The sequence below is a fragment of the Mycobacterium sp. IDUB_39 genome, assembly GCF_055419205.1.
Map to the genome: position 1 here is coordinate 176120 of NZ_JBVAXF010000005.1, position 23409 is coordinate 199528.

24 protein-coding genes are annotated in these 23409 nt (G+C 66.6%); 18 read left to right on the forward strand and 6 right to left on the reverse strand.

All coding sequences use genetic code 11. The features are described from left to right. Positions 1–59: 59 nt before the first annotated feature. On the forward strand, positions 60–431 hold the full coding sequence (locus tag ACZY0X_RS19525; RefSeq protein WP_463772736.1) for a hypothetical protein: 372 nt from the start codon (positions 60–62) through the stop codon (positions 429–431). 24 nt (positions 432–455) lie between these two features. Here ACZY0X_RS19525 and ACZY0X_RS19530 read toward each other — a convergent pair whose 3' ends face one another. Next, positions 456–1295, reverse strand: a complete 840-nt coding sequence (locus tag ACZY0X_RS19530) for a SigB/SigF/SigG family RNA polymerase sigma factor (protein WP_463772737.1) — start codon at positions 1293–1295, stop codon at positions 456–458. A gap of 406 nt (positions 1296–1701) precedes the next feature. On the opposite strand from ACZY0X_RS19530, the gene ACZY0X_RS19535 reads away from it, so the two are divergent. After that, positions 1702–2394, forward strand: coding sequence for a HemK2/MTQ2 family protein methyltransferase (locus ACZY0X_RS19535; RefSeq protein ID WP_463772739.1), 693 nt, complete (start codon positions 1702–1704; stop codon positions 2392–2394). Next, positions 2391–2621: a CDGSH iron-sulfur domain-containing protein gene (locus ACZY0X_RS19540; RefSeq protein ID WP_463772740.1), complete on the forward strand. Its 231-nt coding sequence runs from the start codon at positions 2391–2393 to the stop codon at positions 2619–2621. The genes ACZY0X_RS19535 and ACZY0X_RS19540 overlap by 4 nt, the downstream gene beginning before the upstream one ends. Here ACZY0X_RS19540 and ACZY0X_RS19545 read toward each other — a convergent pair. After that, positions 2601–3617: an iron-containing redox enzyme family protein gene (locus tag ACZY0X_RS19545; RefSeq protein ID WP_463772742.1), complete on the reverse strand. Its 1017-nt coding sequence runs from the start codon at positions 3615–3617 to the stop codon at positions 2601–2603. The genes ACZY0X_RS19540 and ACZY0X_RS19545 overlap by 21 nt on opposite strands. Positions 3618–3829: 212 nt before the next feature. Between ACZY0X_RS19545 and ACZY0X_RS19550 the strand changes: the two genes are divergently transcribed. The 3 genes from ACZY0X_RS19550 to ACZY0X_RS19560 are packed head-to-tail and all read left to right on the forward strand — an operon-like array spanning position 3830 to position 6493. Further along, positions 3830–4693, forward strand: coding sequence for an ABC transporter permease (locus tag ACZY0X_RS19550; protein ID WP_463772743.1), 864 nt, complete (start codon positions 3830–3832; stop codon positions 4691–4693). Further along, positions 4690–5727 (forward strand): taurine ABC transporter substrate-binding protein, encoded by a 1038-nt coding sequence (locus ACZY0X_RS19555; protein WP_463772745.1) that lies wholly within the window; start codon positions 4690–4692, stop codon positions 5725–5727. Before ACZY0X_RS19550 ends, ACZY0X_RS19555 begins: the two co-directional genes overlap by 4 nt. Continuing rightward, positions 5711–6493: an ABC transporter ATP-binding protein gene (locus ACZY0X_RS19560; protein WP_463772747.1), complete on the forward strand. Its 783-nt coding sequence runs from the start codon at positions 5711–5713 to the stop codon at positions 6491–6493. The genes ACZY0X_RS19555 and ACZY0X_RS19560 overlap by 17 nt, the downstream gene beginning before the upstream one ends. A gap of 102 nt (positions 6494–6595) precedes the next feature. On the opposite strand, the gene ACZY0X_RS19565 is transcribed toward ACZY0X_RS19560, so the two are convergent. After that, on the reverse strand, positions 6596–6706 hold the full coding sequence (locus ACZY0X_RS19565; protein WP_463772749.1) for a hypothetical protein: 111 nt from the start codon (positions 6704–6706) through the stop codon (positions 6596–6598). Between the two features lie 147 nt (positions 6707–6853). Between ACZY0X_RS19565 and ACZY0X_RS19570 the strand changes: the two genes are divergently transcribed. Then, complete coding sequence (locus ACZY0X_RS19570) at positions 6854–7525, forward strand: TetR/AcrR family transcriptional regulator (RefSeq protein WP_463772750.1); 672 nt, start codon at positions 6854–6856, stop codon at positions 7523–7525. 10 nt (positions 7526–7535) lie between these two features. After that, the gene (locus ACZY0X_RS19575; protein WP_463772752.1) at positions 7536–9332 is read left to right on the forward strand and encodes an acyl-CoA dehydrogenase; all 1797 of its coding nucleotides are present in this window, start codon (positions 7536–7538) and stop codon (positions 9330–9332) included. Here the strand turns inward: ACZY0X_RS19575 and ACZY0X_RS19580 are convergent, their stop codons facing one another. After that, a complete protein-coding gene (locus ACZY0X_RS19580) occupies positions 9333–10430 on the reverse strand; it encodes an alcohol dehydrogenase catalytic domain-containing protein (RefSeq protein WP_463772753.1) in 1098 nt (365 codons plus the stop codon). It abuts the gene before it with no gap. A 35-nt stretch (positions 10431–10465) separates the two neighbouring features. Here ACZY0X_RS19580 and ACZY0X_RS19585 point away from each other — a divergent pair, with 35 nt between their 5' ends. Beyond that, positions 10466–10906, forward strand: a complete 441-nt coding sequence (locus ACZY0X_RS19585) for an acyl-CoA thioesterase (protein ID WP_463772754.1) — start codon at positions 10466–10468, stop codon at positions 10904–10906. 3 nt (positions 10907–10909) lie between these two features. Here the strand turns inward: ACZY0X_RS19585 and ACZY0X_RS19590 are convergent, their stop codons facing one another. Beyond that, the gene (locus tag ACZY0X_RS19590) at positions 10910–11854 is read right to left on the reverse strand and encodes a D-2-hydroxyacid dehydrogenase family protein (RefSeq protein ID WP_463772755.1); all 945 of its coding nucleotides are present in this window, start codon (positions 11852–11854) and stop codon (positions 10910–10912) included. Positions 11855–11895: 41 nt separating this feature from the next. Here ACZY0X_RS19590 and ACZY0X_RS19595 point away from each other — a divergent pair, with 41 nt between their 5' ends. Then, the gene (locus tag ACZY0X_RS19595) at positions 11896–12348 is read left to right on the forward strand and encodes an SRPBCC family protein (protein ID WP_463772757.1); all 453 of its coding nucleotides are present in this window, start codon (positions 11896–11898) and stop codon (positions 12346–12348) included. Position 12349: 1 nt separating this feature from the next. Here ACZY0X_RS19595 and ACZY0X_RS19600 read toward each other — a convergent pair whose 3' ends face one another. After that, positions 12350–13039: a GntR family transcriptional regulator gene (locus ACZY0X_RS19600; RefSeq protein ID WP_463772758.1), complete on the reverse strand. Its 690-nt coding sequence runs from the start codon at positions 13037–13039 to the stop codon at positions 12350–12352. Positions 13040–13197: 158 nt separating this feature from the next. Here ACZY0X_RS19600 and fadD5 point away from each other — a divergent pair, with 158 nt between their 5' ends. The 8 genes from fadD5 to ACZY0X_RS19640 all read left to right on the forward strand — a co-directional run bounded on the left by fadD5 (position 13198) and on the right by ACZY0X_RS19640 (position 23409). Beyond that, positions 13198–14853, forward strand: coding sequence for a fatty-acid--CoA ligase FadD5 (gene fadD5 / locus ACZY0X_RS19605; protein WP_463772760.1), 1656 nt, complete (start codon positions 13198–13200; stop codon positions 14851–14853). Positions 14854–15065: 212 nt separating this feature from the next. Next, positions 15066–15866 (forward strand): MlaE family ABC transporter permease, encoded by an 801-nt coding sequence (locus tag ACZY0X_RS19610; protein WP_241402477.1) that lies wholly within the window; start codon positions 15066–15068, stop codon positions 15864–15866. A 1-nt stretch (position 15867) separates the two neighbouring features. Next, positions 15868–16737 carry an MlaE family ABC transporter permease gene (locus ACZY0X_RS19615; RefSeq protein ID WP_354522836.1) on the forward strand — a complete coding sequence of 290 codons (870 nt, stop codon included), beginning with the start codon at positions 15868–15870 and terminating at the stop codon, positions 16735–16737. A gap of 4 nt (positions 16738–16741) precedes the next feature. After that, positions 16742–17971, forward strand: a complete 1230-nt coding sequence (locus ACZY0X_RS19620; RefSeq protein WP_354522835.1) for an MCE family protein — start codon at positions 16742–16744, stop codon at positions 17969–17971. Then, positions 17968–18999 (forward strand): virulence factor Mce family protein, encoded by a 1032-nt coding sequence (locus ACZY0X_RS19625; protein WP_354522834.1) that lies wholly within the window; start codon positions 17968–17970, stop codon positions 18997–18999. Before ACZY0X_RS19620 ends, ACZY0X_RS19625 begins: the two co-directional genes overlap by 4 nt. After that, a complete protein-coding gene (locus ACZY0X_RS19630; protein ID WP_463772763.1) occupies positions 18996–20594 on the forward strand; it encodes a virulence factor Mce family protein in 1599 nt (532 codons plus the stop codon). Before ACZY0X_RS19625 ends, ACZY0X_RS19630 begins: the two co-directional genes overlap by 4 nt. Positions 20595–20605: 11 nt before the next feature. Next, complete coding sequence (locus tag ACZY0X_RS19635) at positions 20606–22243, forward strand: virulence factor Mce family protein (RefSeq protein WP_463772765.1); 1638 nt, start codon at positions 20606–20608, stop codon at positions 22241–22243. A 5-nt stretch (positions 22244–22248) separates the two neighbouring features. Beyond that, entirely contained in the window at positions 22249–23409 is a 1161-nt protein-coding gene (locus ACZY0X_RS19640) for a virulence factor Mce family protein (protein ID WP_354523092.1), read from the forward strand.

Genomic DNA, 23409 nt, shown 5'->3' on the forward strand with positions numbered 1-23409 from the left:
ACCGCATCGACATGTGCCGATGGGGTCCATCGGGGCCCTGACCACCGCAGGATAGCTCCATGAACGTCGTGGTCGAACGGGGCGTGGCCCGTTGTCCCCGCTGTGTGGGCATCGCCGAGTACTCCTTTACCGAGTGCGGAACCGAATCCGTCCGGTACGAGATTCGATGCGCGCGGTGCAGTGAGGTCTACATCGAGGTGACCTGCACCGGCCCAACGGTATTCAGCACCGACGTCGAGCCGTACGTGTACACACCGCCCGCACACGACGGTGAGGCGTTGCGTCGAGCGATCGACGAGCTTCGCCAGCTGTGGAACACCGTGGTGGCCACCGCGATGCGCGGCCTTCACCGGAGTGTGGAGCAGGTTCGCGCGTCGCGAGCGCTGCGGCACTCAACCGAGGACCTCGACGCACCGGTGCCCTTCCGGTAGGGGAGGACACCGGCGACGAGCGGGTTACGCCAACTGAGCGCGCAGTTCGCGCAGCGTGCGGTCGAGGATGCGGGACACGTGCATCTGTGACACGCCGATGCGTTCGGCGATCTGACTCTGCGTCATCGAGGCGAAGAACCGTAGATACAGGACCTCACGCTCACGCTCGGGTAGTGCGGCCATCAGCGGTCGCACCGATTCCCGGTCGGTGACGTCGGCGAAGGCGGCATCGATCGTTCCGATGGTGTCTGCGATGTGCCGGGCGCTGCCGTCTCCACTGACGACGGGCGCATCGATTGACTGCGTGCGGTACGCCTCGGAGGCCACGAGGCTCTCTACGACGTCCTCGCGGTCGACGTCGAGATACTCGGCCAGCTCGCTCGGTGTGGGTGCCCGGCCGAGGACCTGAATCAGGTTGGTGGTGGCGCGGGAGAGAGCGACATGCCGATCCTTGATCCGACGTGGCACGTGCATCGACCAGCCGTGGTCGCGAAAGTGCCTACGGACTTCCCCCATCATCGTCGGAATCGCAAACGCTACGAAGCTTGAACCCTTCTCGGGATCAAACCGGTTGACGGCATTGACCAGCCCGACGCGCGCCACCTGGATCAAGTCCTCGAGATCCTCACCGCGACGGTCGAAGTGCCGGGCGACTCGGTCGGCCAGCCCCAGGCACCGCCCGATGATGGCCTCGCGGGCCCGTGCGTGCGCGAGGGTGCCGACGGACGTTGCGCGCAGTACGGCGAAAAGGTCGGCGACGTCGGCGAACTCGTCGACGCGCTCCGTGCTTACGTCCTGCGCTCGGGCTACTTGCGGCGACGACGAAGTCTCTGTCGCGGGCCGTGTTTCGAGTTGCGTGGTCATGGGCGCACTCGATCGCGTCCGGATGTGCTGTCGAAACTAGTTGCTATAAAAGAAGAACTCATGGTGTGGACCCGCCTATCAGGCGTCCAGCGATGCGGCAGCGACTCGGTCGTGCTGCATCCATTCCGTCCGAAGACGGAACCGGCGATCTGCCGTAGTCGCACAGCGAGGGATGGGCGCCACCTCCCGCAGGAGTCTCAACGAGCTAGGCGTTACCCAATCGACGAGCGACGTCGCCGCTTCGAACTAAACGGCGGGGTGTCCATGTAGACCCCCTCAGGTTACTCGCCCGAACGCGCGTTGCAGAACTTCGCACCAAACTCTTAGAGGTTTAACGCGCTGAGCAGCGGGCATGAAGATCAAAGCGCTGCAGCCCGACGGCGACCCTTCCGTGAAAGGCCGATGTGTGACCACTGCATACAGCGAACCGGGCGACCTCGTCATAGCCACTCCAGGCGTGTACGCGCCGCAGGAGGACTCTCGACTCCTTGTCGACGTCATGGACCGGTACCGGCCACCAAGGGCACTCCGGGTCGCTGACCTGTGCACTGGCAGCGGTTTTGTGGCCGTGGCGGCTGCGATTCGGGGCGCTGCGGCTGTGACCGCCGTCGACCTCTGTGCCCACGCAGTCCGGTGCGCGCGAGCCAACGCTGCGGCCGCTGGCGTGCACGTCGACGTGCACCTGGGCCACTGGGAGCGCGCCGCCGAGTTCGGCCCGTTCGACCTGATCCTGAGCAACCCGCCCTATTTGCCCGCGCCGGACGGCGACGTCGAGGTACATCCCGCCGACGCGGCTCCACCGGTGGCCGTCGATGCTGGTCTCGACGGCCGCCTCGTCCTCGATCCGCTCTGTGTCCATGCTCCTGCGCTGCTGGCCGACGGCGGCACGTTGCTGTTAGTGCAGTCGGAGTTCGCGGGCGTCGACCAGACGGTCTCCACGCTGCGGGCGCGTGGCCTTCGTGCGAATGTGGTTATCGAACAACGTATTCCGTTTGGGCCGGTGCTGACGAGCAGGGCGGCGTGGTTGGAGTCGACGGGCAAGCTGGAACCGGGGCGGCGGACCGAGAGGCTCGCGGTCATCGCGGCGGTGAAACCGTGACCAGCGACGTCCGTGTCGTCCGCGTCCCGACCTACGGACCGATCCTGGTCCAGGGGCCGGTACGAATCGAGACACCGGACGGCGCGGTTGTCGAGTCCGACCGCTTCATGGTCGCGATCTGTACCTGCAAGCGCAGCAAGATCTTTCCACTTTGTGACACCAGCCACCGGCGGCGCCAGGCGGCGGAGGAAACAGACCAGACTGTGTCAGGACAGGGTTCGACGTAGGGACGTCCGCCCCGCCGACCAGCAGTCCATCATGTGGTCGGCCAGGCGGTCCTCCACGAACTCGAACGCCCTCATACCGAACACCACGTCGGCCTCCAGCGAGGGTTCCCGCTGTACCAGATCGCCGACGACGTCAGTGCGCACCACCTGTTCGTGCACGGCATCGGCCTCGACGTGCTCGGCGTAGAACCGGACGGCCGCATCTGGTGCATCCAACCGCTGTAGCGCCTGCACCATCCGCCGCGACCCGGGCGAGGACGTGATCTCTGTCGCGGCGAAGTGACCGATCGTGGCGCCGCGCAACGCCCGATGCAACCCGAACATCGACATCAGGTTCACCGGGATCAACGACTCCGCGACCGCGTGATTCAGGTAGTTGAGGTAGCCGAAGTCCAGGTCCATTGCGGCGAGAAGGTCGGTGAAGAGCTGCTGGTGCAGATGCGCCGCACGACCACCCCCGAACTCATCGAACTCCACTGCGACGAACGAGGCCTTGGCCTGGCCGGTCAGCCGCGGAATCGCCCAGGCGTGCGGGTCGCCCTCCTTGAGGTGGTAGAGCGACCGGTGAACGAAATACTCCTGCAACTGTTCCCACGTGCCGTCAGTGCGCAGATGGTGGGTCGGCCCCGTCCCGGTGGTGGGTTCGATCGACAGGCGTGCCATCTCGGCTTCGGCGGTCTCATCGGCACCGACGACGACGTCCTGACGCAGAGCGGTCAGGAACACTTGCTCCAGGCGACCGCGCAGGTGCAGCAGTCCTGCGTTCCACTCCCAATCCGGGTCCACACCCGAGAAGCCGCGGTAGTGAAGTTCGTAGCAGACCGACAGGGCCAGATGTAGATCCAGCCCGTAGGGGTCGACGTCGCTCAGTGACGACGTGATCCGGTTCAGGTGCCCCACGGGGACCCGCTCCGTCAGTAGGTCGAGGACCGTCATCGACAACGGCCCCCGATGAGCGGGAAGCGAGGGCTCGAGAACGGAGCGCGCGAGTGTCACTGTGGACTACTACCCACAGGAGGCGCCACGAAACGCGTCGCTGCGTTCGGGGCGCCCTTAAAACTCGCGGTGATCGCAGCGCTTCCCAGCGCTGCGGTGGGTGCGTATCAATTGCTGAATGCCCGCGACACCGACGTCCGACTGCTGCTGTCGCTGAACGCGTCCCGTCCAGCCTCAGCGTCGCACCCAGCTTTCGAAAGTCGCAGGAACCCGTGTCCGTTTTCGTCGACATCACCCCCGACGAGTCGCATGTCGACTCGCCGGCCGCCACGGCAGCCACCAACCGGTGGCGCGGCCGGTTGACCCGTGCCGCACTGCCCCTGCTGTCAGTGGTCGCGTTCGGGGTGGTGTGGCAGCTAGCCGCGGCCAGCGGTGTCTGGAACCAGACCTTCGTGCCGTACCCGGCGACCGTATGGCGAGCCTTCGTCGACGTCTCCACAACACATGACGGGGTGCGCGGATACGCGGGTTACCTACTGGCCGAACACCTTTACATGACGTTGCGCCGGCTGCTGGTGGGTGTGGTGATCGGTGTCGGCATCGGCGTGCTGCTCGGGCTGGTGATGGGCTCGGTCGGCTGGGTGCGCAGCGTGCTCGAGCCGTGGCTGACGTTCCTGCGGGCCCTGCCGCCCCTGGCCTACTTCTTCCTGTTGGTCATCTGGTTGGGCATCGACGAGGCCCCCAAGATCACGCTGTTGGCGTTGGCGGCACTGCCTCCTGCGGCGGTGGCGACCACGGCGGCCGTCGTCGCCGCGCCGGTCGGCCTGACCGAGGCAGCGCGTGCGCTTGGCGCCACCCGCATCCAGGTGATCCGCGATGTCGTCGTGCCATCGGCGCTGCCCGAGACGTTCACCGGCATCCGATTGGCCGTCGGCATGGCCTACTCGTCGGTGGTGGCCGCCGAGCTCTTCAACGGCATCCCCGGTATCGGTGGCCTGGTCAAGGACGCGAGCAACTACAACAACACCCCCGTGGTCCTGGTCGGCATCTTCGCGATCGGTTTCTCGGGCCTGGTCATCGACGGTCTACTTCGTGCCGCTGAACGGCGCGCCGTCCCCTGGAGAGGAAAAATATGAGGATCCGCAGGATTCAAGCGCTGATCGCGGCGACCGCCGTGGCGACACTGGCCCTGGCCGGCTGCGCTGTGGACAACTCGGGATCGGACGCCAGCAAGCCGACGCTGCGACTCGGATACCAGACGTTCCCCAGCGGTGACCTCATCGTCAAGAACAACAAGTGGCTCGAGGAGGCGCTGCCCGACTACAACATCAAGTGGGTCAAGTTCGACTCCGGCGCCGACGTCAACACCGCGTTCATCGCCAAGGAACTGGACTTCGGCGCGCTGGGCTCCAGCCCGGTGGCCCGCGGCCTGTCCGCACCGCTGAACATCCCGTACAGCGTCGCGTTCGTGCTCGACGTCGCCGGTGACAACGAGGCCCTGGTGGTTCGCAACGAGTCGGGTATCAACTCGATCCCCGAACTGAGGGGCAAGCGCATCGGCACGCCCTTCGCGTCGACCGCCCACTACAGCCTGCTGGCGGCGCTGGCCCAGAACAACCTGACGCCCAAGGACGTCTCGCTGATCGATCTTCAGCCGCAAGCGATTCTGGCGGCCTGGGAGCGCGGTGACATCGACGCCGCCTACACCTGGCTGCCGACCCTGGATCAGCTGCGCAAGACGGGCAAGGACCTGATCACCAGCCGCCAGCTGGCCAAGGACGGCAAGCCGACGCTGGACCTGGCCGTGGTGGCCAATGAGTTCGCCTCGGCGCATCCCGAGGTCGTCGACACCTGGCGTCAGCAGCAGGCCCGTGCGCTCAACCTGATCTCCGACGACCCGGACGCGGCTGCCAAGGCCATCGGTGCCGAGATCGGCCTGGGTCCCGAAGACGTTGCGGGACAGCTGAAGCAGGGCGTCTACCTGACGCCGCAGCAGGTGGCATCCCCGGAGTGGCTCGGTAGTGAGGGGGCCGTCGGCAACATCGCCGTGAACCTGCAGAGCGCATCGGAGTTCCTCGCTGAGCAGGGCCAAATCCCCACGGCTGCACCACTTAAGACGTTCCAGGACGCTATCTACACGAAGGGCCTGCCCGGTGTCCTCACCGAGTGATGTCCCCGTCGTTCGCGGTGGTCTGCGCATCAACAACGTGGCGCACCGCTACGGCGACGTGACAGCGCTCGGACCGGTCGATCTCGATATCGAGCCGGGCGCGTTTCTGGTCCTGGTGGGCGCGTCGGGCTGCGGCAAGAGCACGCTGCTGCGCCTCATCGCCGGGTTCGAGCAGCCGACCGCGGGCGAGGTCGAGATCGCTGGTGACGCGCCCAGCCCAGGCGTCACCGCGGGGGTGGTGTTCCAGCAGCCGAGGCTGTTCCCGTGGCGCACGGTCGGCGGCAACGTCGACCTGGCGCTCAAGTACGCCAAGGTGCCGCGTAATCGGCGCACCGAGCGCCGAGACCAGCTGCTGGCGCGCGTGGGGCTCGAGGGAACGGCCGACCGCAAGATCTGGGAGATCAGCGGGGGACAGCAGCAGCGTGTGGCGATCGCGCGTGCGCTGGCCGCAGAGACCCCGCTCTTCCTGCTCGACGAGCCCTTCGCCGCGCTCGACGCCCTCACCCGCGAACGGCTACAGGAGGACGTCCGCCAGGTCAGCGCCGAGACCGGACGCACCACGGTGTTCGTCACACACAGTGCCGACGAGGCGGCGTTCCTCGGCTCGCGCATCGTCGTGCTGACGCGGCGGCCGGGTCAGGTGGCTCTCGACCTGCCCGTCGACCTCCCGCGCACAGGCGTCGATCCGGACGAACTGCGGCGCTCACCGGAGTACACCCGGTTGCGCGCGGAGGTTGGCCGCGCGGTCAAGGCCGCGGCGGCCTGACGCGCGGTATCAAACGAAATCCAGCTTCAAACGACGTGCAACGCCAAACGCAGTGTTCGGAGCCTCCGAACACTGCGTTGGTAGTGGTGTGCCGTCGAGTCGCTACACCGGAGGATAGGCAGGCGGCGGGTAGACCCCGCGCAGGCCCCAGGGCAGCCACTGGAAGAAATATTCGATCTCGTCACTGGCGTCGTAATCCGGACTCGGATCCATGTGAAAAGCCTCCCAGCAGTGACGTCGTTGTCCGCAGTCTAACCCCCGGGCCCCGTTCACGGACAGAGGATTGGGCCGACTGAATAGACTGGCCAACCAGTTGATTGATCCCCGGGGAGCGCCCCGGCCTGCATATAGTGAGTCGCCATGTCCCTAACGTCCAAGGAACCGTCCGCGAACGGTCTGACCCGCCGGGAAGAACTGCTCGCGGTAGCCACCAAACTCTTCGCCGCCCGTGGTTACCACGGCACCCGCATGGACGACGTGGCCGACGCTGTCGGCCTGAACAAGGCGACGGTCTACCACTACTACGCCAGCAAGTCGCTGATCCTCTGGGACATCTACAAGAGCGCCGCCGACTTCACCGTCGGCGCCCTGCACGACGACCCGACGGCGACGGCGCGCGAGACGCTCTACAACTTCACCCGGCGACTGCTGGTCGGCATCGCCAGCGACATCGAGCGTGCGGCCGTCTACTTCCAGGAGGGCCCCTACATCACGGAGTGGTTCACCGAGGAGCAGGTGGCCTACATCCGCACATCCGAGACCACCGTCTACGAGCACGTCCGCGACGTCATGGACCGTGGCATCGCCAGCGGTGAGTTCTACGACTGCGACTCCCATGTACTGGCGCTGGGCTACATCGGCATGACGCTGGGCGCCTACCGTTGGCTGCGGCCGCAGGGTCGGCGCAGCGCCCAGGAGATCGCGGTGGAGTTCAGCACCGCGCTACTGCGCGGCCTCATCAAGGACGAGACCGTGCGCGTCGAGTCCCCACTGGGGATCGACGTCAGCCAAACCAGCGCGGCCAACGAGTGACCTGCTGTCGATGAAGTCAACGATTCTGTCGCGCCGCGACCTGGACTTCCTGCTCTACGAGTGGCTGCGCGTCGACGACCTCACCAAACGTGCCCGCTTCGTCGAGCACTCCCGCGAGACGTTCGACGGTGTCCTCGACCTGTGCGAGCAGCTGGCGACCAGGTACTTCGCCCCGCACAACAAGACCAGCGATGCCAACGAGCCGACCTTCGACGGCACCGGCGTCACCGTCATCGGTGAGGTCAAGGAGGCGTTGGACGCGTTCGCCGCCGCCGACCTGATCGGCATGACCGCCGACGAAAACCTCGGCGGTGCACAGCTTCCGGTGACCGTGGCACAGGCAGCCTTCGCGTGGATCGCTGCAGCCAACGTGTCCACGTCGGGCTACGTCATGCTGACCGTCGCCAACGCCAACCTGATCGCGCACTTCGGCACCGAGGAGCAGATCGACGCCTATGTCCGGCCGATGCTGGCGGGCCGGTTCCTCGGCACGATGGCGCTCTCGGAGACGCAGGCGGGGTCGTCGCTGGCCGATATCACCACCCGCGCCGAGCCGGTGGGTGATGGCACCTACCGGCTGTTCGGGTCCAAGATGTGGATCTCGGGCGCCGAGCACGACATGTCCGACAACATCATCAACCTGGTCCTGGCCAAGATTCCCGGCGGACCGGCGGGCACCAAGGGCATCTCGCTGTTCATCGTGCCCAAGTTCCTGGTGGAGCGCGACGGGGCGATTGGCGAGCGCAATGACGTGGCGCTAGCGGGACTGAATCACAAGATGGGCCAACGGGGTATCACCAACACCGTGCTCAACTTCGGCGACGGAACCTTCCAGCCCGGCGGGCAGCCCGGTGCCGTCGGCTACCTGGTGGGTGAGCCGCACCGCGGCCTGACCTACATGTTCCGCATGATGAACGAGGCGCGGCTCGGTGTCGGGATGGGTGCGGTCGCGTTGGGCTACACCGGCTATCTGAAGTCACTGCAGTACGCGCGGGAGCGCCCGCAGGGCAGGCCGCCCACGGCCAAGGATCCGTCCGCGCCGCAGGTCCCGATCGTCGAGCATGCCGATGTCAAGCGAATGCTGTTGGCGCAGAAGGCATATGTCGAGGGCGGGTTGGCCCTGGCCCTGTACTGCGCGCGTCTGATCGACCTTGCGCAGACGGCCGAGTCCGACGACGAGGCGGAGCGCGTGACGCACCTCCTGGACATCCTGACCCCGGTTGCCAAGAGTTGGCCCTCGCAGTGGTGCCTGGCCGCCAACGACCTGGCCATCCAGGTTCACGGCGGTTACGGCTACACCCGCGAGTACGACGTCGAGCAGCACTACCGCGACAACCGGCTCAACCCGATCCATGAGGGGACCCACGGGATCCAGAGTCTGGACCTGTTGGGCCGCAAGGTCACCCAGCGCGGCGGTGCGAGCCTGGCCGCGCTTGGCAACGCGGTGCAGACCACCCTGGCGCAGGCGACGGCCCTCGGGGGCGAGGCCGCCGGCCTGGCCGCCGCACTGGACGCCACCTGGGACCGGTTGCTCGAGGTGACGGCGGGAATGTTCGCCTCCGGCGACGTCGAGGCGGCGCTGGCCAACAGCGTGGTCTACCTCGAGGCGTTCGGGCACGTGGTGGTGGCGTGGATCTGGCTGGAGCAGTTCCTCGCCGCCGACGGTCGCGATGGCGACTTCTACGACGGCAAGCGGCAGGCGACGCGGTTCTTCTTCCGCTACGAACTGCCAAGGACCGCACCACAATTCGAGCTGCTCGAGAGCATGGATCACACGACGCTCGAGATGCGTGACGACTGGTTCTAGTCAGAACTCGATGATCTGGCGCACCGCCTGCCCGTCGGCCAGTTGGTCCATACCCTCGTTGATCTGCTCGAGCGTTATCGTGGACGACACCAGCGACTCGACGGGCAGGCGCCCGGCGCGCCACATCTCGACGAACCGGGGAATGTCGCGTGCCGGCACCGACGAGCCGAGGTAGCTGCCGATCAACGACCGGCCCTCGGCGACGAAGCTCAACGGGGACACGCTGATTCGGGCGTCGGGCCGCGGCAGCCCCACGGTCACCGTCCGCCCGCCGGGTGCGGTCAAGGCGAGGGCCGCGTCCAGGGCTGCTGGGTGGCCGACTGCCTCGATCGCCACCTCGGCCTTGAGATCGCCCACGTCGTCCGGCGCATACGCCGCATGGGCGCCGAGTTCGATGGCCCGGGAGAGCTTCTCGGGCACCTGATCGACGGCCACGACCCGTACGTCATCGTGGGCTAGGGCCGTGATCATCGCCGCCATGCCGACACCGCCCATTCCGACGATCGCCACGGTCTGGCCGGGTCGCGGTTGGCCGGCGTTGAGCACCGCGCCGCCGCCGGTCAGCACCGCGCACCCCAGCAGCGAGGCGACCACGGGCGGCACGTCGTCGTCGACGGGGACCACCGATCGCCGGTCAACGACGGCGTGGGTGGCGAACGCCGAGACGCCGAGGTGGTGCAGCACGGTGGTGCCGTCGCGGGTCAGGCGCACATCACCGTCGAGTAGCGTGCCTGCCGCGTTGGCCGCGCTGCCTGCGCTGCACGGGGCGAGTCCGTCGGTGGCACATGCACGGCAGTCGCCGCAGCGCGGCAGAAACGTCATGACCACCCGTTGCCCCACCGCGATATCGCCGACCGCGGCGCCGACGGCCTCGACCACGCCCGCCGCCTCGTGCCCGAGCAGCATCGGCACGGGCCGGACCCGGTTGCCGTCGACAACCGACAGGTCGGAGTGGCAGAGGCCGGCCGCCTCGATGCGGACCAGCAGCTCGTCGGCGCCTGGCGGTGCGAGGTCGAGATCGGTGACGCTCAACGGCTGCGACTCGGCGTAGGGCCGCGGTGCTCCGATGCGTTCGAGAACGGCTCCCCGGATTCTCATGACCTCCAGAGTGCCCTGCCTGACAGACTGACGCGATGAGCGTCGACGAACGATCGCTGCGCGCTGGCGACTTTCCGGTGCACTGGCCGGTGCTGACGCGGTGGACCGACAACGACATGTTCGGGCACCTCAACAACGCGGTCTACTACGAGCTGTTCGACACCGCGATCAATGCGTGGATCAACACCAGCGTCGACGTGGACCCGGTCACCGCGCCGTGGCTCGGCGTCGTGGCCGAGTCGGGCTGCCGCTTCTTCGCGGAGTTGAGGTTCCCCGACCCGCTGGTGGTCGGGCTCGCCGTGACCCGACTGGGCACCAGTAGCGTCACCTACCGGACCGCACTGTTCGACAAGTCGGAGCAGGCATCCGTTGCGGCGGTCGGACACTGGGTGCACGTCTACGTCGACAGGACCACCCGCCGACCCGTCCCGATCCCGGAGGCCGTCCGGACACTGCTCGCCACCGCCGAGATCTGACGGCTAGGCCTGCCCGTCGAGCCACTCGGTGATGGCCGCGACGGCGTCGCGGAAGAAGATCCGGTACGGACGGTCGGCGACGTAGCCGATGTGCGGTGTGGCCGTCACGTTGGCCATGGTGCGAAGCGGGTGATCGGCGGCCAGGGGTTCGACGTCGAACACGTCGAGCCCCGCGCCGGCGATCGAGCCCGAGCGCAGCGCCTCGATCAGCGCGCCCTCGTCGACGATGGGGCCACGTGACGTGTTGACCAGCAGCGCGGAAGGTTTCATCGCCGCGAGTTCATTGGCGCCGATCAGACCGAGGGAGCGTTCGCTGAGCTTGAGGTGGACGGTCACGACGTCTGCGGTGGCGAAGAACTCCTCGCGGGGCAGGTAGCGGGCGCCGGCCTCGGCCGCCGCCTCGGGCGTCAGGTTCTGGCTCCACGCCACCACGTCCATTCCGAACGCCGCGCCGACGCGTGCCACCCGTGTGCCGATGCGGCCGAGGCCGAGCACGCCGAGCACTCGACGATCGAGCTCGCGACCGACTGTGGTCTGCCAGCCCCCCTCCGCCACCGACTGCCGTTCGGCGACGAGGTGACGCGCGGCGGCCAGGATGAGCGCCCACGTGAGCTCGACGGTCGATCCGATGGATCCACCCGTCGTGCTCACGTGGATGCCGAGGTCAGCGGCCGCCTCCGTGTCGATCGAGGCGTTGACGTTGCCCGTGGAGGCGATCATCCGCAGTCGGGGGAGCCTTTCGAGGATGCTGCGGGGCAACGGAGTTCGCTCGCGCATGACGAACACCACGTCGAACGGCGCCAACCGCGCGACGAGTTCGTCGTCGTCGAAGACGTGGTCGGCGAAGACGGTGACGGTCGCCCGCGCCGTTACGGGTGACCAGTCGGCCATGCTCAGCGCGACGTTCTGGTAGTCGTCAAGGACTGCGATCCGGATCGGGGTGTTCATCGGCCTCCATCGTGTCTGTGTGGCGACGATATGCTCGCCCGATGCCGTTGGTGAGCAAGACCGTAGAGGTGTCGGCCCCCGCTGAGGCGATCATGGGGATCGTCGCGGATTTCGAGGCCTATCCGGAGTGGAACGAGGAGATCAAGGGCTGCTGGATTCTGGCCCGCTACGAGGACGGTCGGCCGAGCCAGTTGCGCCTGGACACCTCGGTGCAGGGCATGGACGGCACCTACATCCAGGCCGTCTACTACCCGAGTGCCAGCCAGATCCAGACCGTCATGCAGCAGGGAGATCTGTTCTCCAAGCAGGAGCAGGTCTTCGCCGTCGTCGAGATGGGACCCACGACGCTGCTGACGGTCGACCTCGACGTCGAGGTCACGATGCCGGTGCCGGCGATGATGGTGAAGAAGGTCGTCAACGACGCGCTCGATCACCTGGCCGGAAATCTCAAGACGCGGGCCGAGCAGTTGGCGTCGGGGAATCAATCCGGCTAGGTCAGGTCCACAGCCCGAGTTCGTCGAGGCGGGCGGTCAGACGCCGCGCCCCGTCATCGAACTGATCGCGGGTCAGCCGCACGGCCTCGTCGGCGTCGCGTCGGCGGAATGCCGCGATCAACTCGTGGTGATTGGCCACTGCGGCGGCGCCCCATGACGCGTCATCGGCGTAGATGCGAGACGGCAGGTAGCGCGTCGCGTGCAGCAGGAACCAGGCGAGCTTGGTTCGGCCCGCGGCGTGATTGACCGCCCTGCGGAAGGCGAAGTGCGCCGACGCCACTGCATCGGAGTCGCCGTCGTCAATGGCCTCGGCAGTCTCGGCGGCGAGCCGCTCGAGGTCGTCGATCTCCTCGTCGGTGATGCGAGCGGCCGCCGAGCGCACCAGTTGGGTGGCGATGGTGGCCTGCAGCCAGAACAGATCCTCGATATCGCCGCGGGTGAACGGGGACACCACGTGCCCGCGGTGGGGTTCGAGCGCCACCATGCCCTCGCCGCGCAGCGTCCGTAGCGCCTCGCGCACCGGCGTGATGCTGACCCCGAGTTCGGCCGCGGTCTCGTCGAGTCTGATGAACGTTCCCGGCCGCAGGGTGCCCGACATGATGCCTGCGCGAAGATGCGCGGCGACCTCGTCGGAGAGCTGCTCGCGACGGACCACCCGGCCCGAGGAGGGGCGCGATCTGCTGGCCTTCACGCCGCTCCGTTTCCCCGTTGACAATTGCTGCTGTCAGTCGTCCGGTGAGGGGTTGTCCCTGGGCCGCCGAGGCCATAGTGTGACCGGGGCAACACCATGTTTTATCAAATATCAAAGCGGCGCAACCCGCGCCGCGGGTATCCAGGGAGCACCAACAGTTGAGCGCCTCGCCTGCCACATCTGCCCACCCCGCCGAGCAGCCCTACCTGGCACGCAGGCAGAACTGGAACACCCAACTCGCCCGGCACGCGCTGATGCAGCCGGATGCCGCGGCGTTGCGGTTTCTCGGCCACACGACCACCTGGCGTGATCTGGATCGTCGCGTCACGGCGCTCGCGGGTGCGCTGAGCAGGCGCGGTGTCGGGTTCGGCGACCGCGTGCTGATCCTGATGCTCAACCGCACCGAGTTCATCGAGACGTTCCTCGCCGCCAACCTCATCGGCGCCATCGCGGTACCCGTCAACTTCCGCATGACGCCACCGGAGATCGCCTTCCTGGTGACTGACTGCGAGGCCGCGGTCGTCATCACCGAACCGGTGCTGGCGGCTGTCGCGACGGCCGTGCGCGATCTCGAGGCCACGCTCGCGACGGTGATCGTCGCCGGCGGTGCCACCGACGACGACGTGCTCGGCTACGAGGACGTGTTGACCGAGGGGGGCGCACCGCCACCGGTCGTCGACGTTCCCAATGACTCGCCGGCGCTCATCATGTACACCTCGGGCACCACCGGACAGCCCAAGGGCGCCGTGCTCACGCACACCAATATCGCCGGCCAGGGCATGACATTCCTCTTCACCAGTGGTGCCGATCTGAACCACGACGTCGGCTTCATCGGTGTGCCGCTGTTCCACATCGCGGGCATCGGCAACATGATCTCAGGCCTGCTCCTCGGTCGGCCAACGGTGCTCTACCCGCTGGGGGCGTTCGACCCCGACGCGCTGCTCGGCGTGCTGTCCGAGGAGCAGGTGACCGGAATCTTCCTGGTACCCGCCCAGTGGCAGGCGGTCTGTGCCGCGCAGCGCGCCAACCCCCGTCAGCTCAAACTGCGGGTGCTGTCGTGGGGCGCGGCCCCGGCATCGGACACCCTGCTTCGCGATATGGCGGAGACCTTCCCCGGCACCCAGATCCTCGCCGCGTTCGGACAGACCGAGATGTCGCCAGTGACCTGTATGTTGTTGGGCGAGGACGCGATTCGCAAACTCGGCTCGGTCGGCAAGGTCATCCCGACCGTATCCGCCCGCATCGTCGACGAGGCGATGAACGACGTACCCGTCGGTCAGGTCGGCGAGATCGTCTACCGCGCACCCACGCTGATGGCCGGCTACTGGAACAACCCGACGGCCACGGCCGAGGCATTCCACGGCGGCTGGTTCCACTCCGGTGATCTCGTCCGCCAGGACGACGAGGGCTACATCTGGGTCGTCGACCGCAAGAAGGACATGATCATCTCCGGCGGGGAGAACATCTACTGCGCCGAGGTGGAGAACGTCCTGGCGGCCCATCCCGCAATCGTCGAGGTCGCCGTGATCGGTCGGACGCACGCCAAGTGGGGCGAGGTGCCATTGGCGGTCGTCGCGCTCGGCGCTGCCCCGGCGTCCGGCTTCACGCTGGCCGATCTCGACGAATTTCTCACCGAGCGCCTCGCGAGGTACAAGCACCCGAAGGTGCTCGAGATCGTCGATGCGCTCCCGCGAAACCCCGCAGGCAAGGTTCTCAAGACGGAACTGAGAGAGCGCTTCGGTCGCGGTGACTCTGTTGACGCCGGCGAAAGTACCTCTGCTCCAACGGGTTCTGCAACGCCCGCGGAGTCCTGACCAGTGTCGATGAGTTTGCCAGCGGCCGAACCCGCAATCCTGCGGATGGCGTGCAACGGCCGCCAATTATCGGGTACAGTCCTGTGGTCCGCCTTACTACCCGCGAGTAGGGAGACGGACATCACACAGTCGGGGCCGACGCTAGGAGGACGAGTGCGACGGGTTTCTCCGATCCGCCGCAGCGATGGCGGCTGCACCCGGCGAGGTTGCCTGTGACGGCGCAGCAAACGGGCCTGGTCGGCTACGTAAGAGACCAGGTCAGGCCTGGATTGCAGGCAGTCGGCGGCTTCGTCAAGATGACCGTACTGACGGCCAAGGCACTCTTCCGTCGGCCATTCCAGTGGCGGGAGTTCATCCTTCAGGGCTGGTTCTTGATGCGGGTGGCGTTCCTGCCCACGATCGCGGTCGCCATCCCGCTCACCGTCCTCATCATCTTCACGCTGAACATCCTGCTCGCCGAGTTCGGCGCCGCTGACATCTCCGGAGCGGGTGCGGCACTCGGTGCGGTCACCCAGCTCGGGCCACTGGTGACGGTGCTCGTCGTCGCAGGTGCCGGTTCCACGGCCATCTGCGCCGATATCGGCGCCCGCACGATCCGCGAGGAGATCGACGCGCTGGAAGTGCTGGGCATCGACCCGATCCACCGTCTGGTGGTTCCGCGCGTCGTCGCCTCGACGTTCGTCGCGTTCCTTCTCAACGGCGCCGTCATCACCATCGGCCTGGTGGGCGGCTTCGTGTTCGGCGTCTACATTCAGAACATCTCGGCCGGCGCCTACGTCTCGACACTGACTCTGGTGACGGGCCTGCCCGAGGTGCTCATCTCGGTCGTCAAGGCCATGACCTTCGGGCTGATCGCCGGACTGGTCGGCTGCTACCGCGGCCTGACGGTCTCCGGTGGCGCCAAGGGTGTTGGGACCGCTGTCAACGAGACGCTGGTGCTGTGCGTGATCGCGCTGTTCGCGGTCAACGTCGTGCTGACCACCATCGGCGTCCGATTCGGAACGGGGCGCTGACATGTCGACCTCTGCCGTCGTTCGCTCCCGCTTCCCGCGGGCCGTCTCGCGGGGTGAGCGCCTGGCCGGCGCGCCCGGCCGGGCGCTGGGCAGCATCGGGCACATCGCGTGGTTCATCGTCACCGCCGTCGGCTCCATCGGCCACGCGCTGCGTTACTACCGCCGTGAGATGTTGCGGCTGATCGCCGAGATCGGCATGGGCACAGGCGCTATGGCCGTCATCGGTGGCACCGTCGCGATCGTCGGCTTCGTCACGCTCTCAGGCGGCTCGCTGATCGCCATCCAGGGCTTCGCATCGCTGGGCAACATCGGTGTCGAGGCGTTCACCGGCTTCTTCGCCGCACTCGTCAACGTCCGCATCGCCGCGCCCGTCGTCGCGGGACAGGCGTTGGCCGCCACCGTCGGCGCCGGCGCCACAGCCGAACTCGGCGCCATGCGGATCAGCGAGGAGATCGACGCGCTCGAGGTGATGGGTATCAAGTCCATCTCCTACCTGGTGTCGACGCGCATCATGGCCGGGTTCGTCGTGATCATCCCGCTCTACGCGATGGCGATCATCATGTCGTTCCTGTCGGCGCAGGTCACCACGACGCTGTTCTACGGGCAGTCCACCGGCACCTACGAGCACTACTTCCGCACGTTCCTGCGGCCCGACGACGTGGCCTGGTCGTTCGTGCAGGCGATCATCATCTCGGTGATCGTGATGGTCAACCACTGCTACTACGGCTTCTACGCCAGCGGCGGTCCGGTGGGTGTCGGTGAGGCCGTGGGCCGTTCGATGCGCGCCTCACTCATCGCGATCGTGCTCGTCGTCCTGTTCGCCTCGTTGGCGCTGTATGGCACCAACGCAAACTTCAACCTGACGGTGTGACGCGATGACCGCACCCAATCAGACGCAGTCACCGGTCAATGCGCCTCGGACGCCGCCCTACAAGATCGCGGGCCTGGTGCTCCTGCTGGTCTTCGCCGTCGTCGTCACGCTCGTCTGGATGCAGTTCCGCGGCGACTTCAACAATCCCGAGAAGCTGACGTTGATCTCGTCGCGCTCGGGTCTGTCGATGGACCCCGGGTCCAAGGTGACGTACAACGGGGTCGAGATCGGGCGTGTGTCCGGGATCGACGCCGTCGACATCAACGGTGAGCCCAGGGCGAAGGTGACGCTCGACGTCAACCGCAAGTTCGTCGGCCTCATCCCGTCCAACGTCGACGCTGAGATCAAGGCCAGCACGGTGTTCGGCAACAAGTACATCGCGTTCTCGACGCCGGCGAACCCCAGCCCGCAGCGGGTCAGCAGCTCCACCCCGATCGACGTGTCATCGGTGACCACCGAGTTCAACACGCTGTTCGAGACCGTGGTGTCGGTGGCGCAGAAGGTCGACCCGATCAAGCTCAACGAGACGCTGAGCGCCACGGCGCAGGCGCTCGACGGCCTGGGCAACGGGTTCGGTGAGTCCCTGGTGAACGCCAACACGATTCTGGCCGACATCAACCCTCAGATGCCCCGCATCCGCGAGGACAACCGGGCGCTGGCTGACCTGGCCGAGGTCTACGCCGACAACGCACCCGATCTGTTCGACGGTCTCGAGAACGCCGTGACGACAGCCCGCACGCTGAATGAGCAGCAGGACAACGTCGATCAGGCGTTGATGGCCTCGGTCGGATTCGGCAACACCGGTGGCGAGATCTTCGAGAAGGGCGGCCCGTACCTGGTGCGCGGTGCCGCTGACCTGGTGCCCACCGGTGCCCTGCTCGACGAGTACAGCCCGATGCTGTTCTGCACAATCCGCAACTTCCACGACGTCGAGCCGAAGGTCGCCTCGTCGCTCGGTGGCAACGGCTACTCGCTCAACACCCACTCCGAGGTTCTCGGTGCCGCCAACCCCTACGTCTACCCGGACAACCTGCCGCGCGTGAACGCCAAGGGTGGCCCCGAGGGCAGGCCCGGCTGCTGGCAGCCCGTGACCCGTGACCTGTGGCCGCAGCCGTACCTGGTGATGGACACCGGCGCCAGCATCGCGCCCTACAACCACATCGAACTGGGTCAGCCCATCGCCATCGAATACGTCTGGGGACGCCAGATCGGGGAGAACACGATCAACCCATGAGAATCACCGGAACAGCTATCAAGCTCGGCGCCATGTCGTTGGTGCTGTTGATGTTCACCGCGATCATCATCGTGGTGTTCGGACAGATGCGGTTCGACCGCACGACCGGCTATTCGGCGATCTTCAAGAACGCCAGCGGTCTTCGTGCCGGGCAGTTCGTCCGCGCGTCGGGCGTGGAGGTCGGCAAGGTCGACAAGGTCGAACTCCTCGAGGGCGGCGACAGGGTGCGCATCGACTTCAACGTGGACCGCTCGCTGGAGCTCTTCAAGGGGACCAGCGCCTCCATTCGCTACCTGAATCTCATCGGTGATCGCTACCTGGAACTCAAGCGTGGTGACGACGAGCAGCGGCTGCCCGCCGGTGGCACCATCCCCGACACGCAGACCGAACCGGCGCTCGATCTCGACGCGCTGATCGGCGGGTTCCGGCCGTTGTTCCGGGCGCTGGATCCCGACAAGGTCAACAACATCGCCCAGTCGATCATCACGATTTTCCAGGGCCAGGGCGGCACCATCAACGACATCCTGAACCAGACGGCATCGCTGACGTCGGCGCTGGCCGACCGGGACCAGGCCATCGGCGAGGTGGTGAAGAACCTCAACACCGTGCTCGACACCACGGTGAAGCATCAGCAGCAGTTCGACGACACGGTGCAGAACTTCGAGAAGCTGATCACCGGCTTGAAGAACCGCGCCGATCCGATCGCGACATCGGTGGCCGACATCAGCGATGCGGCGGGCTCGGTGGCTGACCTGCTCGGCGACAACCGGCCGCTGCTCCAGAAGACCGTCACGAGCCTCGAGATCATTCAGCAGCCGCTGGTGGATCAGAAGCAGCAGCTCAACGACACACTGATTCAGATCCCCAACGCGCTGAAGATCATTGGACGCGCGGGCGGCATCTACGGCGACTTCTTCAACTTCTACGCATGTGACATCTCGTTGAAGCTCAACGGACTTCAGCCCGGCGGACCCGTCCGCACCGTCAAGATCACGTCGCAGCCGACCGGTAGGTGCACGCCCCAATGAGAAGCATCGAAGGCGACAATCGCATCCGCAACGGGTTGATGGGCATCATCATCCTGGCGCTCATCATCGGTGTCGGTCAGAGCTTCGCCAGCGTGCCGATGATCTTCGCGACGCCGACGTACTACGCCCAGTTCTCCGACACCGGCGGCCTGAACCCGGGCGACAAGGTCCGCATCGCGGGTGTCGACGTTGGTTCGGTCCGCAGCATGGAGATCGAGGGCGACAAGGTCGTCATCGGCTACTCGCTCGACGGCACGCGGGTCGGCACCGACAGCCACGCCGCGATCCGCACCGACACGATCCTCGGTCGCAAGAACCTGGAGATCACGCCGAAGGGCTCGACGGTGTTGGCCGCCAACGGAATTCTCCCGCTCGGCCAGACCACCACGCCCTATCAGATCTACGACGCCTTCTTCGACGTCACCAAGGCGGCGTCGGGCTGGGACACCGAGACCGTGAAGCGGTCGCTCAACGTGCTGTCCGAGACCATCGATCAGACCTCCCCGCAGCTGAGCGCGGCGCTCGACGGTGTCGCCCGGTTCTCGGACACGATCGGCAAGCGCGACGAGGACATCAAGTCGCTGCTCGCCAACGCCAACAAGATCGCCGGCGTGCTCGGCAACCGCAGCGAGCAGATCAACGATCTCCTCGTCAATGCGCAGTTCCTGCTGGCGGCGGTCAACGAGCGTCAGTACGCGGTAAGCCAGCTGCTCGAGCGCGTCGGCAACTTCTCGGCTCAGGTGAAGGGCTTCATCGACGACAACCCCAACCTCAACAAGGTGCTGACACAGCTGAACACGATCAGCGATGTCCTGGTGCAGCGGAAGTACGACCTGGTCGACGTCCTGACGACGCTGAGCAAGTTCACCGGAGCGCTCGCCGAGGCCATCGCGTCGGGTCCCTACTTCAAGGTCATGTTGGTCAACCTGTTGCCATTCCAGATCATTCAGCCGTGGGTCGACGCAGCGTTCAAGAAGCGCGGCATCGATCCCAACGAGTTCTGGCGCAACGCGGGCCTGCCCGAGTTCCGGTACCCGGACCCCAACGGCCAGCGCTTCCCCAACGGTGCACCGCCGCAGGCCCCGATGCCGCTGGAGGGCACGCCCGAGAATCCCGGCCCGGCCGTCATCGCGGGCTCGCCGTGTTCCTACGCGCCTGCGGCCGGGAACTTCCCGACCCCGCAGAACCCGATGCCGTGTGCACAGGCCACCGACGGGCCGTTCGGTCCCAACCCGTATGGCGCCAACACCTACGGACCGCCGAATGTTCTTGGTGCACCGCCCAATCCGGATGCACCGCCACCGGCACCCGGCGTGCCGAGTTCGGCGTTCCCCGGCGAGTACGCACCGCCGGTCCACGGCATCCCGGCGGCTCCGTTCGCGCCAGGTCCGCCCGGAGCCCGGACGGTTCCGGTCACGCCCGGCCCGTCCGATCCATACATCGCCCCCGGATCGCTGCAGGGTGACGGCACGTCGCCGCTGCCGCCCGCACTCGTCGGTCCCCCGCCGCCTCCCGGCCCGGGACCGCAGGTCGGCGGCGGTGGTGCGCCGCTGCCCGGCAACCCGCCTTTCCTCCCGCCCGGATCCCAGGGATAGGGGGATAGCTGATGTCAACGATCTTCAACGTCCGCAACATGAAGTTGCCTGCGCTGACAAAGGGCACAGTCATCGTCGGGGTCATCGCGGTGGTCCTCGCGCTCGTCATCGCCTTCGTGGGCTGGAATCTGTACAGGAAGCTGACCACCAACACCGTGGTCGCCGAGTTCCCGCAGACGCTGGCGCTGTACCCCGGTGACAAGGTCCAGATCATGGGCGTGCGAGTGGGGCAGATCGACAAGATCGAGCCCGCCGGCGACAAGATGAAGGTGACGTTCCACTACGCCTCGAAGTACAAGGTGCCCGCCAACGCGACGGCGTCGATACTGAACCCGAGCCTGGTGGCGTCTCGGACGATCCAGCTGGCCCCGCCCTACACCGGCGGCCCCGTCATGGAGGACGGCGCGGTCATCCCGATGGACCGCACCCAGGTGCCGGTCGAGTACGACGAACTGCGTGACTCGCTGAACCGCATCCTGGTCGACCTCGGGCCGACTCCGGAGCAGCCCAAGGGGCCGTTCGGTGAGGTGATCGAGTCGTTCTCCGACGGCCTGCAGGGCAAGGGCCAGGAGATCAACAAGACGCTGAACAGCCTGTCCGAGGCGTTGACGACGCTGAACACGGGCCGCGGCGACTTCTTCGGCGTGGTGAAGAGCCTCGCGCTGTTCGTCAACGCGCTGCACAAGAGCGATCAGCAGTTCGTCGCACTGAACAACGACCTGGCGACGTTCACCAACGCCTTCACCAACACCGACCGCGAGGTCGCCACAGCACTCAACGATCTCAACCAGCTGCTGACCACGACGCGCGGCTTCCTCGACGAGAACTCGTCCGTGCTGACCAAGGACGTCAACAACCTCGCCGAGGTCACCAACGCGATCCTGCAGCCCGAGCCCCTCAAGGGTCTCGAGACCGGCCTACACGTGTACCCCAACCTGGCGGCGAACATCGTCAACATCAGCTCGCCGAACGCGGGCGGCATCGTGGGTCTGCCGGTGATCAACAACTGGGCCAATCCCATGCAGTTCCTCTGCAGCTCGATCCAGGCCGGTAGCCGGCTGGGGTACCAGGAGTCGGCGGAACTGTGTGCCGAGTACCTGGCGCCGATCCTCGACGCGACCAAGTTCAACCATCCGCCGTTCGGCCTCAACCAGGTCAGCACGGCGATGACGCTGCCCAAGCAGATCGCGTACTCCGAGCCGCGGCTGCAGCCGCCGCCGGGCTACAAGGACACGACGGTGCCGGGCATCTTCAGCCGCGACACCCTGTTCTCGCACGGCAATCACGAGCCGGGCTGGGTGGTCGCGCCGGGCATGCAGGGTGTCGACGTGCAGCCGTTCACCGCGAACATGCTGACGCCGGAATCGCTTTCGGCACTGCTGGGTGGACCCGACGTGCCGATCCCCGCCGCGCCGCCGGCATTCGGGGTGCAGCCCAACGGCAAGCTGCCTGGGCCGCCGAACGCCTACACGGAGAACAACCCGTTGCCACCGCCGTGGTACCCGCAGCCGGGACCGCCGCCGTTACCCGCACCGGGCGTCCTCGCGGGCGATCCGCTGGGAGCCATCACACCGGCGGCCGGACCGGCACCGGTAGCGGCACCGGCACCGGCCGGGCCACCGCTGCCCGCTGAAGCAGGAGCGGGCTGATGAGGATGAGGAAGGCAGTGGGGTCGGTGACGCTGGGACGGATCGTCAAGCGCGTCACGACGTTGTCGGCCGCCGCCGTGGTGTTGACCTCGTGTGGCTGGCAGGGCATCGCCAACGTGCCGCTGCCGGGTGGACCCGGTACCGGCGCGGACAAGATGACGCTCTACGTCCAGATGCCGGATACGTTGGCGCTCAACGTCAACAGCAGGGTCCGGGTGGCCGATGTCTTCGTCGGCACCGTGCGTGCCATCGAGCTGAAGAACTGGGTGGCCACCCTCACGCTGGACGTCCAGCCGGGTCTGAACCTGCCGTCGAACACCATGGCGGCGATCGGGCAGACCAGCCTCCTTGGCAGCCAGCACGTGCAACTCGACCCGCCGAGGGATCCGTCGGGTCAGCCGCTCAAGAGCGGTGACACCATCCCGCTGCAGAACTCATCGTCATTCCCGACCACGGAACGGACGCTGGCCAGCATCGGCACCATCCTGACCGGTGGCGGCATCCCGAACCTGGAAGTCATTCAGACCGAGATCAGCAATATCCTCACGGGCCGCGGTGACCAGATCCGCGAGTTCCTGAACCGGCTCGACACGTTCACCGCCGAGCTGAACGATCAGCGCCAGGACATCACCCGCGCCATCGACTCGACGAACCGGCTGCTGGCCATCGTGGCGCAGCGCAACGACACCCTGGACCGCGTGCTGACCGAGTTCCCGCCGCTCATCAAGCACTTCGCCGAGACGCGGGATCTGTTCGCCGACGCGGTGACCGCGCTCGGTCGGATCAGCAACGCCACCGACGACGCTTTGTCGCAGGCGAACCCGGACATCCAGAAGAACCTGCAGAACCTGCAGCGACCGCTCACCCAGCTCGGTAAGGCATCGCCGTACCTGCTCGGTGCGCTGAAAATGATCGGCACCGCGCCGTTCAGCATCGAGAACGTGCCGAAGGCCATCCGCGGCGACTACATCAACGTGTCGCTCAACGTGGACCTGACGCTGTCCGCCGTCGACAACGGGTTCCTCTCGGGCACCGGCGTATCGGGCATGCTGCGGGCACTCGAGCAGGCCTGGGGACGAGATCCGAACACGATGATTCCGGACGTGCGCTTCACACCGAACCCGCACAACGCGCCCGGTGGCCCGCTGGTCGAGAGAGGTGAGTGA